The following is a 12,605-nucleotide window of genomic DNA, read 5'->3' as shown; positions in this document are numbered from 1 at the left end:
CACACCCTGCGCCCGATAGGCCACGCTGCCGTGATGCGCGGCGTCACACCGGATTTCGGTATGCTCATCGGCGTTTGCACCTCGACTGACCGATGCCTGCATGACCGTCCCTCAACACGCCACGCCCAGCGCCGAAACCGGTGACGGTGGGTCGCTGCGGCTGCGCGGATACTGGACGCTGGCGTACGCAGGCGATATTGAGAAGGTGTTGCGCGCGCAGGACGGCACCTCGGGCGAGGTGGACGCCAGCGGCGTGGATCGCCTGGACTCGGTCGGCGTGCTGCAGCTGCTGCGCTTTGCCGAGAAGCGGGATCTGGATTTCTCGACGTTCCGCTTCCGCGACGACCACCACGCGCTGGTCGAGGCGATCGAGGACGTCGCCGACGACCGGCCGAAGAAGAAACGCGACTACGGCTTCCAGGCTGCGCTTGCGCGCCTGGGCGAGACGATGCACGACAACGGGCGCGAAGTCGTGGCGCTGGTCAGCTTTCTCGGCGAAACCCTGCTCAAGCTCGGCCGCCTCGTGGTGTCGCCGCGGCGGTTCCGGATCACCTCGACCGTGCACCACATGGAACAAGTCGGCCTCGACGCGGTCCCGCTGGTCGCGTTGCTGTCGTTCCTGGTCGGCGCGGTGATCGCGTTTCTCGGCTCGACCGTATTGTCTGAATTCGGCGCGACGATCTTCGTCGTGGAACTGGTCTCGATCGCGTTCCTGCGCGAGTTCGGTGTGCTGCTGACCGCGATCCTGCTCGCCGGCCGGACCGCCAGTGCGTTCACCGCTCAGATCGGCGCAATGGTGAGCCGCGAAGAAGTGGACGCGATCCGCACGCTCGGGCTCGACCCGGTGGATCTGCTGGTGATTCCGCGCGTGGTCGCACTGATGGTGATGCTGCCGCTGCTGACCTTCGTCGCGATGATCGCCGGCCTCGTCGGCGGCCTGACCGTGGGCGCCTTCAGCCTCGACATTCCGCCGCAGGCGTACATGGCGCGCATGTACGAAACGATGAACGTCCGGCACTTTTTCGTCGGCATGTCCAAGGCGCCGATCTTCGCGATGGTGATCGGCCTGATCGGCTGTCTCGAAGGTCTGCAGGTCAAGGGGACGGCGCAGTCGGTGGGCGAGCGCACCACGTCGAGCGTGGTGCAGACGATCTCGCTGGTGATCATCTTCGACGCGTTCGCCGCGATCTGGTTCATGCACGTGGGATGGTGACCATGTCCGAGACGCCCACCCGCGATGCGCATGCACAGGACGGTCTCGGCGACGAGATCGCGATTCGCGTGCGTGGGCTGGTCAACCAGTTCGGCGCGCAGACCGTGCACGACAACCTCGATCTCGACGTGCGCCGCGGTGAAATTCTCGGCGTGGTCGGTGGCTCGGGGACCGGCAAGTCGGTGCTGATGCGCAGCATCCTCGGCCTGCGTCCGCCGCAGGCCGGCACGATCGAAGTGCTGGGCGCCGATGCACTGTCGCGCGATGTCGAAGAGCGCCGGCATATCGAACGCAACACCGGCGTGCTGTTCCAGGACGGCGCGTTATTCTCGTCGCTGACGGTCGGCGAGAACGTGCAGGTGCCGCTGAAGGAACATCACCCGGACCTGCGCGACTCGTTGCGCTACGAACTGGCCTTGCTGAAGGTCAAACTGTCCGGCCTGCCGGCCAACGCGCTCGACAAACTGCCGGCAGAACTATCGGGCGGCATGCGCAAGCGTGCGGGCCTGGCACGAGCGCTGGCGCTCGACCCGCCGCTGCTGTTCCTCGACGAACCGACGGCCGGTCTTGATCCGATCGGCGCAGCCGCGTTCGATCGGCTCATCCGCACCCTGCAGCAAGCGCTGGGGCTGACCGTGTTTCTGATCACACACGACCTCGACACCCTGTACGCTATTTGTGACCGCATCGCGGTCCTGGCCGACAAACAGGTGATCGCGGTGGCCCCGGTGGCGGAGATCGAACAGATCGACCACCCCTGGATCCAGGATTATTTCCACGGCCCGCGCGGCCGTGCCGCACGCGACGCCAGGGCCAACGCCCCGGGAGCCCACTGATGGAAACCAGAGCCAATTACGTCCTCATCGGCGCGTTCACGCTCATCGCGTCGATCGCGCTGCTCGGCTTCGCTCTGTGGGCGGCGAAATATTCGTCCGATCGCAGCTGGAACGAGTTCGACGTCGTCTTCCGCGAGCCCGTGACCGGCCTCACCGAAGGCAGCAGCGTGCAGTACAACGGCATCGCCGTCGGCACGGTCGACACTCTGCAGCTCGCGCCGCAGGACCCGCGCCAGGTCATCGCGCGGCTGCGCGTGCAGGCCAATGCGCCGGTCAAGACCGATACCCGCGCGCGGATGTCGATGACCAGCCTGACCGGCTCGCCGATCATCCAGCTCACTGGCGGCTCGCCCGAAGCACCGCCGCTGGTCTCGGAAGACAATGACCGCGTGCCGATCATCCAGACCGAAGCCTCGGCGCTGCAGAACATTTCCGACACCGCGAACCGTCTGGTCGAGCGCCTCGACAAGGTGCTCAGCGAAGAGAATGTCACGCGCATTTCCAACACGCTGGAAAACATCGAAGGCATGACCGGTTCGGTCGCCGGCCAGCGCGAAGACCTGGCTGCGATCATCGTCAACGCGCGCACCGCCAGCGAGCAGCTGGAGCAGACGCTGACCACGACCAATCGCGCGATGACCAATTTCGACCGCGAACTGGTGCAGAAGCTGCCGACGCTCGTCGCGAGCCTCGAGAGCACCCTCGCGCGTATGGATTCAGCGGCCGGCGGCGCTGACACCATTCTCAACGAGAACCGCGCGGCGATCAGCAGCTTCGCCAATGACGGCCTGTCGCAGCTTGGGCCGACACTGGGCGAACTGCGTTCGCTGGTCCGCGACCTGCGCCGCATCAGCGACCGTCTCGACGCCAATCCCGCGCGCTACCTGCTCGGCCGCGACGCGCCGAAGGAATTCGAACCCGAATGATCACGCTCACATCCTCCACGCGTCGCGCCCTGCCCCGTCTGGCCATCGCACTCGCGCTGGGCACCCTGCTCGCCGGCTGCAGCTCGCTGCTGGGCGGCGGTGGCGGCGATCGCGACCGCTCGACGATCTACGCGCCCGATCCGCGCGTCGAGGCGAATCCCGCATGGCCCTACGCCGACTGGCAGCTCATGCTGAGCCCGCCGACCGCCGCGCGCATGATCGACAGCTTCCGCATCGCGGTGCGCCCGATCCCGGCGGAACTGCAGGTCTACCGTGGTGCCAGCTGGTCGAAGACGCCCACCGACATGCTGCAGGACACCGTGCTGCGCACGCTCGAAGACTCGGGCCACATTCCCGCCGTCGCGCGCCAGGGCGCGGGGATCACCGCGGACTACAAGCTGGTCATCGATCTGCGCCGGTTCGAAGCCGACTACAACGGCAACGTACTGCCGGCGGCAACGATCGAAGCCAACGTCAAACTGATCCACAACATCGACCAGACCGTGGTCGACTCGCGCACCTTTCTCGCGGCGCAGCCGGCGTCGAGCACCGAAGTCGCGCAGGTGGTCGATGCGTTCTCGGTCGCGTTGCAGAGCATCAGCGGCGAGATGGTCGGCTGGATTCTAGAGTCGGGCAACGCGCACGAAGTGACGCACGATCGCAGGCCACCGGTGTCGACTGCGCCGCGGCGCTGAGTCTTTCATTCGGGGTCACTGAAGGAGCGCCCCGATCGGCGTGCGCTGTGCGACCCGCGTTACGTCCCCTCAGGCGCTTCGCCTGATTCGGAGCTTAGGCCGCCACAGCGCGCCTCAACGCAAGATTTTTCGGAACGTCAGATTGATCCGCGGCCCCACGGGCCGCGCAGTTCTCGGCAACGCGTGCCGGAACCGTGCCTGCGTATCACCGCGCATCACCAGCAGGCTGCCGTGCGCCAATTCCAGCACATGCCGCGCGAATCGTCCCTCCGCGTCCGCCACACGTGCCTTCAACACGAACCGTCGCGTCGCACCCAGGCTCAAGGACCCAATCACCGGCTCGGGACCGAGCTCGCGCTCGTCGTCGCTGTGCCAGCCCATCGCATCCTGTCCATCGCGATACAGATTGGCGAGCACGCTGTTGAAGCCGACGCCCGCAGCGCGGGAGACCGCATCGCACACCGCGACCAAAGCCTCAGGCCAAGGCTCGGGCGCAAACTGCGTGCCGGAATAGCGATACACCGCTTTGGGGTCGCCGATCCAGCAACTGAGCCGCGGCGCCTCGACCTCACGCCCGAAGATGCGCAGACGGTGGCGAGTCCAGGGGATATCAGCTTGCAACACCTCGACCAACGCATCGGCCTCGACCGCGGGCATCCAGCGAGGGACAAGCTGCACATCGGTGTCGGGCAGATTAGCGATGTCGAACATATGGGGGCATTCCAACAGCATGCCGCACGTGCTGCGCAGCAGGTCACGAACATCAGCCGCAGTTGATTCTTGACGGAGTTCGGTCGTATTAGCGATCAATAGAGCGCTGTTCCTCAACCCTGGATCCTGTGGCCCCGGTCTCAGCCTGGGCGCTGCCCACCCGGACTCCTCGATCTCGCTGCTGCCTTCGCGGAGCCCAGATGGAATCGCGCTGACGCGACGAAAGAAGTGGGCGAGGATGAGACGGCCGCGGGATATGCCCGCAGCCAACCTCACACTTCAAGCGAAACTCAGTTCGCGTTCGCGAATGCGACGCCGGTCTTGGTCTTCAACTCTGCGGCATCCACGCCGTCTGCCGCTTCGACCAGCACGAGACCATCGGCGGTCACATCGAACACCGCGAGATCCGTGATAATCCTGTCGACCACACCCACGCCGGTCAACGGCAACGTGCACTCGGGCAGGATCTTGTGGCTGCCGTCCTTCGCGACGTGCTCCATCAGCACGACCACGCGCTTGACGCCGGCGACGAGATCCATCGCGCCGCCCATGCCCTTGACCATCTTGCCGGGCACCATCCAGTTCGCGAGATCACCGCTGCCGGTGACCTGCATTGCGCCGAGAATCGCGAGATCGATGTGGCCGCCGCGGATCATCGCGAACGAGTCGTGGCTGCCGAAGTAGCTCGCACCCTTGCGCGCGGTCACGGTCTGCTTGCCGGCGTTGATGAGGTCGGCATCGACCTCGCTTTCGGTCGGGAACGGGCCGATGCCGAGCAGGCCATTCTCGCTCTGCAGCCAGACGTCCATGCCGTCCGGAATATGGTTGGCCACCAGGGTCGGCAGACCGATGCCAAGATTCACGTAGGCGCCGTCGGTGAGTTCGCGCGCCGCGCGCGCGGCCATTTCATCGCGGGTCCAGGCCATTACTTTGCTCCTCGCACGGTGCGCTGCTCGATGCGCTTCTCGGGCGCCGTGTTGACGACGATGCGGTCCACGTAGATGCCCGCCAGGTGCACCTGGTCGGGATCGATCGCGCCGATCTCCACCAGCTCCTCGACTTCGACCACGCAGACCTTGCCCGCCATCGCGCAGGCCGGATTGAAATTGCGCGCGGTCTTGCGGAACACGAGGTTGCCGGCCGTATCGGCCTGCCACGCCTTGACCAGCGCGACATCGGCGGTGAGCGCGGTTTCCAGAACGTAATGCTTGCCGTCGAATTCGCGCGTTTCCTTGCCCTCGGCCACGATCGTGCCGTAACCGGTCGCGGTGAAGAACGCCGGAATGCCAGCGCCGCCGGCGCGCAGGCGCTCGGCCAGCGTGCCCTGCGGATTGAACTCGAGTTCCAGTTCACCGCCGAGGTACTGCCGTTCGAATTCCTTGTTCTCGCCCACGTAGGACGAAATCATCTTGCGGATCTGCCGGGTCTCCAGCAGCTGGCCGAGACCGAAGCCGTCGACGCCCGCGTTGTTGGAGATCGCGGTGATGTCCTTGACGCCCGAATCGCGCAACGCGGCGATCAGTGCCTCGGGAATGCCGCACAGGCCGAAGCCGCCGACCGCGAATGTCTGGCCATCGGCCACGATGTCGGCCAATGCCGTCGCGGCATCGGGATACTGCTTGCCGCGTCGACCCGCGGCGGAACTCTGCTCGCTCATTGTGATCCTCATGGCGCAACGGACTTCGATTCTACCGGCTGCGCGTGTACGCGGCCTTGGACCTTGGTGCATTAGCGCGAACGGCCCGCTCCGCGGGAGCCGCTAGAATCGGACCTCCCGACCGATGGAGCGACCATGCCCCTGCCCGCCTTCAAGGCCTACGACCTCCGAGGCCGCGTGCCGGACGAACTCAATCCCGCCCTCGCCCGCGACATCGGCATTGCACTGGCCGGTCAGCTGCCGCCAGGCGCGATCGTGCTGGGACGCGATGTGCGCCTGAGCAGCCCGGAACTGCAGGCGGCGTTGTCGGAAGGCCTGCGCAGCCAAGGGCGCGAGATCATCGATATCGGCGTCGGCGGCACGGAAGAGGTGTATTTCCAGGTCGACCACCGCGGGGCGGCGGGCGGCGTCATGGTGACCGCCAGCCACAATCCGATGGATTACAACGGCATGAAGCTGGTGCGAGAGCATGCGCGGCCGATCAGCTCTGACACCGGCCTGTTCGCGATCTCCGACGCGGTGGAGGCTGGCGATCTGCCTGCGCCCGTCGCCGCGCCGGGCACTGAGACCGCCGCGCCGGACAAATCGGCCTATATCGATCATTTGCTCGGTTACGTGGAGGCCAAGGCGCTGCGCCCGCTCAAGCTCGTGGTCAATGCCGGCAACGGGGGGGCCGGCTCGATCGTCGACCTGCTCGCCCCCCACCTGCCTTTTGAATTCGTCCGCGTGTTCCACGAGGCGGACGGTAATTTCCCGAACGGCATCCCGAACCCGCTGCTGCCGGAGAATCGTCAGGTCACGGCCGACGCGGTGCGCGCACACGGCGCGGATTTCGGGATCGCCTGGGACGGCGATTTCGACCGCTGCTTCTTCTTCGATGAGACCGGTGCATTCATCGAAGGCTATTACCTCGTCGGCCTGCTGGCCGAGGCGATTCTCGCCAAGCAGCCGGGCGGCAAGGTCGTACACGATCCGCGCCTGGTCTGGAACACGGTCGAGCAGGTCGAAGCCGCCGGCGGCGTGCCGGTGCTGTGCAAGAGCGGCCACGCCTTCATCAAGGAGAAGATGCGCGCTGAAGACGCGGTCTACGGCGGCGAGATGAGCGCGCACCACTACTTCCGCGAATTCGCCTATGCGGACTCCGGGATGATTCCGTGGTTGCTGATCGCCGAACTCGTGTCCACCAGTGGTCGCTCGCTGGGCGATCTGGTTTCCGCGCGCGTCGAGAAGTTCCCGTGCAGTGGCGAGATCAACTTCCGCGTCGCGGATGCGAAGGTCGCGGTCGATCGCGTGATGGCGCACTACGCCGCGCAGTCGCCGGAGATCGACCGGACCGACGGCATCAGCGCCGATTTTGGCGACTGGCGCTTCAACCTGCGCAGCTCCAACACCGAACCGCTGCTGCGGCTCAATATCGAAACGCGCGCGGACCGTGCGCTGCTCGACGCACGCACGCGCGAGCTGTCCGACCTGCTGTCCGCTTGAGGCCTGTTATGTCTACGATCGTCCCGGTTCTACTCTCCGGCGGCTCAGGCACGCGCCTGTGGCCGCTGTCGCGCGAGATGTACCCGAAGCAATTCCTGCCCCTGGTCGGCACGGATACGATGCTGCAGGCGACCTGGTTGCGCGCAGCGCCACTGGCCGGCGATGCCGGGCCGATCGTCGTCGCCAACGAGGCGCACCGTTTCGTTGTCGCTGAGCAGTTGCAGCAGGTCGGCGCGACACCGGCGGCGATCGTGCTCGAACCGGTCGGTCGCAATACCGCGCCGGCGATCGCCGCAGCCGCGCTGGAAGCGCTGCGCGATACGCCGGATGCCGTGCTGCTGGTCCTGCCGTCGGACCATGTCGTGCAGAACCCCGAGGCATTCCACGCCGCGGTGCGCGCCGCGCTGCCTGCAGCCGAGGCCGGCAAGTTGGTGACGTTTGGCGTGGTGCCGCGTGGACCGGAAACCGGCTATGGCTACATCAAGGCGGTGAGCGGGACGGGTGGCGGCCCCGTTCCCGTCCAAGCCTTCGTCGAGAAACCGGATCTGGCGCACGCCCAGGCTTACGTCGCATCCGGCAATCATTTCTGGAACAGCGGCATGTTCCTGTTCCGCGCCGACGCGTATCTCGCCGAACTCGAACGCCATGCGCCGGCGATGCTGATGGCGGTGCGCGCGTCGTGGTCGGCCGCGCGCCAGGACGTGGATTTTACCCGTCTCGATGCGGACGCATTCGCTGCGAGTCCATCGGATTCGATCGACTACGCGGTCATGGAAAAGACCGCTGCTGCCGTTGTGATGCCGCTGGATGCCGGCTGGAGCGACGTGGGTTCGTGGGCGAGCCTGCGCGAGGTGTCGCCGCAAGACGCGGACGGCAACGCACATTATGGCGAGGTCGTGTCGATCGATTGCCGCAACACCTATGCCTACGGCGAACGCCTGATCGCGATGATCGGGCTTGAAGACACCATCGTCGTGGAAACGCCCGATGCGATCCTTGTGGGACGCAGTGACCGCATCCAGCAGGTCAAGGATGTGGTCGCCGAACTCAAGTCACGCGAGCTGCCGCAGGCAGCCTGGCATCGCAAGGTCTACCGTCCTTGGGGCGCATACGACTCGATCGACAACGGTCCGCGTCATCAGGTCAAACGCATCACGGTCAAACCGGGCGGCGTGCTGAGTCTGCAGATGCACCATCACCGCGCCGAACACTGGATCGTCGTCAACGGCACCGCCGAGGTCACGCGTGGCGACGACATACTGCTGCTGAGCGAGAACCAGAGCACCTACATCCCGCTCGGCGTGACGCATCGACTGCGGAATCCGGGCAAGGTGCCGCTGGAGCTGATTGAAGTGCAGTCAGGCAGCTATCTGGGCGAGGACGACATCGTGCGTTTCGAGGACACCTACGGGCGTACCTGATCTGCTCGAATCGTTTCAAGGCAGAACGGCGCCCGCGGGCGCCGTTTTTATGTCTACGTACATCGCAGACTCAGCGCTGCGCGTCCACCAACGTGTCGAGCACGCCATCCAGCGCGACCTGCCAGTCCGGCAACGTGATGCCAAAGTCCTGTTCCAGCGACGTGGTGTCCAGCCGCGAATAGGCAGGACGCTGTGCCGGCGTCGGATAGTCGGCCGTGGTGATCGCTTCGACCGTCGGCGCGCGCGCAATCAGGCCGCGCTCGACCGCATTTTCGAAGATCGCCTGCGCGAATCCGTGCCAGCTGGTTTCGCCGGTCGCCGTCAGATGCCAAGTCCCTGAAGCCTCAGCGTCGGAACGCAGGATCTGCGCGGTGACATCCGCAATCAGCGCCGCCGGTGTCGGGGTGCCGATCTGGTCGGCTACCACGCGCAACACGTCGCGCTCGGCACCGACACGCAGCATCGTGCGCAGGAAGTTCTGGCCGTGCGCGGCATAGACCCATGCGGTACGGAAGATCAGATGGCGGCCACCCACTGCACGGATCGCGTTCTCGCCCGCGAGCTTGCTGGCGCCGTAGACGCCAAGCGGCGCCGTGGCGTCGTCAGGGCGATACGGACGCGTACCTCTGCCGTCGAATATGTAATCGGTTGAGTAATGCACCAGCGGTACAGCGTGCGCGGCACACCAGCGCGCGATCGCGCCTGGGGTCTCTGCATTGGCGGCCTGCGCCGCCGCGGGCTCGCTTTCGGCCTTGTCGACTGCGGTGTAGGCAGCTGCATTGATCACGCGTATCGGCCGCGTCGCATCGAGCAGCGCGACCACGGCGTGCGGATCCAAAAAGTCTGCGGTCAGGCACGATCGGCCGTCGGCGAGCGTGCCACTCCGGGTTGTGCCGAGCACATCACACAACGGTGCGAGCGCACGCATCAGCTCCTGCCCCAACTGTCCGTTGGCGCCGAAGACGAGCGAGGTCACCCGACGAACACCGGCAGCCTTCCCTGATCGATTTGCGACAGAAGCGGTGCCTGCTCGTCTTTGACTGACAACAGCGGGTGCATGATCGGCCATTCAATCCCGATCGCGGGATCGTTCCACCGCACGCCTGCATCGACTTCTTTCACGTAAACGTCAGTACACAAATAGCTAAAGACGGCGTCCTCTGAAAGCACTGCGAATCCATGAGCAAAGCCCTCAGGGATCCAGATCTGCCGCTTGTTGCTCGCGCTCAGCACCGCCGCGTCCCATTTCCCAAACGTCGGAGAACCACGACGAAGGTCGACTGCGACATCGAACACCTCCCCCTGGAGAACGCTAACTAGCTTTCCTTGTGGCCGAGGCCACTGATAGTGCATGCCCCTGAGCACGTTTTTCGTCGAATGAGAAACGTTGCTTTGCACGAAATGGGTAGGTAAGCCAGCCTTACCAAACCGCTCCGCGTTCCAAGATTCGAAGAAGAAGCCCCTGGGATCACCGAACACAGTAGGTTCAATGATCACGCACCCCGCCAGTCGGGTTTCGACAATCTTCATCGGATAGCTCCGCGCCTCAGCAGATCCAGCAGGTAGCGTCCGTAACCGTTCTTTGAAAGCGGAGTCGCGAGTCGTTCGAGTTGCTCTCCATCTATCCAGCCAGCTCCATATGCGATCTCTTCAGGGCAGCATACTTGAAGTCCCTGTCGCGACTGGATCGTTTCGATGAAGTTGGCCGCTTCATGTAACGACTGGTGCGTACCCGTATCCAACCACGCGTAGCCGCGACCCATCTGCTCGAGAAAGAGCGCTTCATCTTCGAGATACAGGCGATTGAGATCCGTGATCTCAAGCTCACCGCGTGACGACGGCTTGAGTCGGGCCGCGTAATCGCTGGCACGTCCATCGTAGAAGTACAGGCCAGTGACAGCGTAGTTCGACTTCGGCACTTCGGGTTTTTCTGCAATGTCGACGACTTTGCCATCAGCATCAAAAGCGGCCACGCCGTAACGCTCTGGGTCGTTGACCCAATATCCGAACACCGTGGCCCCTTCCGTACGTGCGTCGGCGCGTCGAAGTGTCCCGGTCAGTCCTTGTCCATGAAAGATGTTGTCCCCCAACACCAGACAGCTCGGCTTGCCGCCTACGAACTCCCGGCCGATCAGATACGCCTGCGCCAGACCATCCGGGCTCGGCTGCACGGCGTACTGGATTTCCATGCCCCACTGCGAACCGTCGCCCAGCAGGGTCTGGAACAGCGCCTGCTCGTGTGGCGTGTTGATGATCAGCACCTCACGGATACCCGCCAGCATCAGCACGCTGAGCGGGTAGTAGATCATCGGCTTGTCGTAGACCGGCAGCAGCTGCTTGCTGACGCCCTTGGTGATCGGATACAGCCGCGTGCCGGATCCGCCGGCGAGGATGATGCCCTTGCGCGCGGTCATGCCTGCGCTCCCATGCGTTCCAGACGGTAGCTGCCGTCGAGGATGCGCTGCACCCAGGCCTGGTTGTCGAGATACCAGTCGACGGTCGCCTCGATGCCGCTCTCGAAGGTGTGCTCGGGCTTCCAGCCGAGTTCGCCCTGCAGCTTGGAAGCGTCGATCGCATAGCGCCGGTCGTGGCCCGGACGATCGGTCACATAGGTGATCTGCGTCGCGCGCGACTGGCCATCCTCACGCGGACGGCGCGCGTCGAGCAGGCGGCAGATCGTCTCGACCACCTCGATGTTCTGACGCTCCGAATCGCCACCGACGTTGTAGGTCTCGCCGACGCGGCCCTTCTCGAGCACCGTGCGGATCGCGGCGCAGTGGTCGGTGACGAACAGCCAGTCGCGGACCTGCTTGCCGTCGCCGTAGACCGGCAGCGGCTCGCCGGCCAGTGCCTTAGCGATCACCAGCGGGACGAGCTTTTCCGGGAAGTGATACGGCCCGTAGTTGTTCGAGCAATTGGTGGTCAGCACCGGCAGGCCGTAGGTGTGGTGGAACGCACGCACCAGATGGTCTGACGCGGCCTTCGACGCCGAATACGGCGAGTTCGGCGCGTAGGGCGTGGTTTCGGAGAACTTGCCGGTCTCCCCAAGCGTGCCGTAGACCTCGTCGGTCGACACATGCAGGAATCGAAATGCCTCGCGACGGCCATCAGGCAAGGCCTTCCAGTAGTCGCGCACCGACTCGAGCAGACCGAGTGTGCCGACGACGTTGGTTTCGATGAACGCGGCCGGGCCGTCGATCGAGCGGTCGACGTGGCTCTCTGCGGCGAAATTCAGTACCGCATCGGGCTGGTGCTCGGCCAGCAGCCCCGCGACCAGATCGCGATCCCCGATGTCGCCATGGACGAACACGTGGTCCGGATTCGATTCGATCGACGCCAGCGTCTGCAGGTTGCCTGCATAAGTCAGGGCATCGAGATTTATCACGCGGATGCCGCGACGCACGGCCTCGAGTACGAAATTGCCGCCGATGAAACCGGCGCCGCCGGTGACGAGCCATGTGGGCACGCATTCACTCCTGTGGACGATCAGAATGCCCGTTTCAGGGCCAGGTTCCAAGAATAACGGCTCACCCGGCCGATTTCGGTATGAACATGAACGCTTGCATGGCGGAACTTGCTGTTCGCGCGCCGGAGGCCGCCCCGTTAGAATCGACGGATTACCCCGCGCCAGCCGCCGTGGCCGGGTGATCCGCAACGCACA

13 protein-coding genes are annotated in these 12,605 nt (G+C 64.9%); 6 read left to right on the top strand and 7 right to left on the bottom strand.

The genetic code is table 11. The annotated features are described in order from the left end of the window. Positions 1-100 precede the first annotated feature (100 nt). The 4 genes from ACZ9YD_RS16570 to ACZ9YD_RS16555 are packed head-to-tail and all read left to right on the top strand — an operon-like array spanning position 101 to position 3,670. Complete coding sequence (locus tag ACZ9YD_RS16570; RefSeq protein WP_465076373.1) at positions 101-1,213, top strand: ABC transporter permease; 1,113 nt, start codon at positions 101-103, stop codon at positions 1,211-1,213. 2 nt (positions 1,214-1,215) lie between these two features. Then, positions 1,216-2,049, top strand: coding sequence for an ABC transporter ATP-binding protein (locus ACZ9YD_RS16565; RefSeq protein WP_465076371.1), 834 nt, complete (start codon positions 1,216-1,218; stop codon positions 2,047-2,049). Continuing rightward, the gene (locus tag ACZ9YD_RS16560; protein ID WP_465076369.1) at positions 2,049-2,975 is read left to right on the top strand and encodes an MlaD family protein; all 927 of its coding nucleotides are present in this window, start codon (positions 2,049-2,051) and stop codon (positions 2,973-2,975) included. The genes ACZ9YD_RS16565 and ACZ9YD_RS16560 overlap by 1 nt, the downstream gene beginning before the upstream one ends. Further along, positions 2,972-3,670, top strand: a complete 699-nt coding sequence (locus tag ACZ9YD_RS16555; RefSeq protein WP_465076368.1) for an ABC-type transport auxiliary lipoprotein family protein — start codon at positions 2,972-2,974, stop codon at positions 3,668-3,670. Before ACZ9YD_RS16560 ends, ACZ9YD_RS16555 begins: the two co-directional genes overlap by 4 nt. A 114-nt stretch (positions 3,671-3,784) precedes the next feature. On the opposite strand, the gene ACZ9YD_RS16550 is transcribed toward ACZ9YD_RS16555, so the two are convergent. From ACZ9YD_RS16550 to ACZ9YD_RS16540, 3 genes are all read right to left on the bottom strand, one after another. Next, positions 3,785-4,381: an alpha-ketoglutarate-dependent dioxygenase AlkB family protein gene (locus ACZ9YD_RS16550; protein WP_465076367.1), complete on the bottom strand. Its 597-nt coding sequence runs from the start codon at positions 4,379-4,381 to the stop codon at positions 3,785-3,787. A gap of 290 nt (positions 4,382-4,671) precedes the next feature. Next, positions 4,672-5,307 (bottom strand): CoA transferase subunit B, encoded by a 636-nt coding sequence (locus ACZ9YD_RS16545; protein ID WP_465076365.1) that lies wholly within the window; start codon positions 5,305-5,307, stop codon positions 4,672-4,674. Continuing rightward, entirely contained in the window at positions 5,307-6,050 is a 744-nt protein-coding gene (locus ACZ9YD_RS16540; RefSeq protein WP_465076364.1) for a CoA transferase subunit A, read from the bottom strand. The genes ACZ9YD_RS16545 and ACZ9YD_RS16540 overlap by 1 nt, the downstream gene beginning before the upstream one ends. Positions 6,051-6,173: 123 nt before the next feature. On the opposite strand from ACZ9YD_RS16540, the gene ACZ9YD_RS16535 reads away from it, so the two are divergent. Further along, positions 6,174-7,523 (top strand): phosphohexomutase domain-containing protein, encoded by a 1,350-nt coding sequence (locus tag ACZ9YD_RS16535; protein WP_465076363.1) that lies wholly within the window; start codon positions 6,174-6,176, stop codon positions 7,521-7,523. An 8-nt stretch (positions 7,524-7,531) separates the two neighbouring features. Next, positions 7,532-8,944 carry a mannose-1-phosphate guanylyltransferase/mannose-6-phosphate isomerase gene (locus tag ACZ9YD_RS16530; protein ID WP_465076362.1) on the top strand — a complete coding sequence of 471 codons (1,413 nt, stop codon included), beginning with the start codon at positions 7,532-7,534 and terminating at the stop codon, positions 8,942-8,944. A gap of 70 nt (positions 8,945-9,014) precedes the next feature. Here ACZ9YD_RS16530 and rfbD read toward each other — a convergent pair whose 3' ends face one another. Genes rfbD through rfbB form a run of 4 tightly spaced genes read right to left on the bottom strand, consistent with a single transcriptional unit; the run spans position 9,015 to position 12,410 of the window. Beyond that, the gene (gene rfbD / locus ACZ9YD_RS16525; protein WP_465076436.1) at positions 9,015-9,920 is read right to left on the bottom strand and encodes a dTDP-4-dehydrorhamnose reductase; all 906 of its coding nucleotides are present in this window, start codon (positions 9,918-9,920) and stop codon (positions 9,015-9,017) included. Further along, complete coding sequence (gene rfbC, locus ACZ9YD_RS16520; RefSeq protein WP_465076360.1) at positions 9,917-10,474, bottom strand: dTDP-4-dehydrorhamnose 3,5-epimerase; 558 nt, start codon at positions 10,472-10,474, stop codon at positions 9,917-9,919. Before rfbC ends, rfbD begins: the two co-directional genes overlap by 4 nt. Beyond that, complete coding sequence (rfbA, locus tag ACZ9YD_RS16515; RefSeq protein ID WP_465076358.1) at positions 10,471-11,358, bottom strand: glucose-1-phosphate thymidylyltransferase RfbA; 888 nt, start codon at positions 11,356-11,358, stop codon at positions 10,471-10,473. The genes rfbC and rfbA overlap by 4 nt, the downstream gene beginning before the upstream one ends. Continuing rightward, positions 11,355-12,410 (bottom strand): dTDP-glucose 4,6-dehydratase, encoded by a 1,056-nt coding sequence (rfbB, locus tag ACZ9YD_RS16510; protein ID WP_465076356.1) that lies wholly within the window; start codon positions 12,408-12,410, stop codon positions 11,355-11,357. The genes rfbA and rfbB overlap by 4 nt, the downstream gene beginning before the upstream one ends. Positions 12,411-12,605 lie beyond the last annotated feature (195 nt).

The sequence above is a fragment of the Luteimonas sp. AC640a genome (assembly GCF_979256585.1).
Note: the sequence above shows the minus strand (reverse complement) of the source record. Positions and strands in the feature narration are given on the sequence as shown.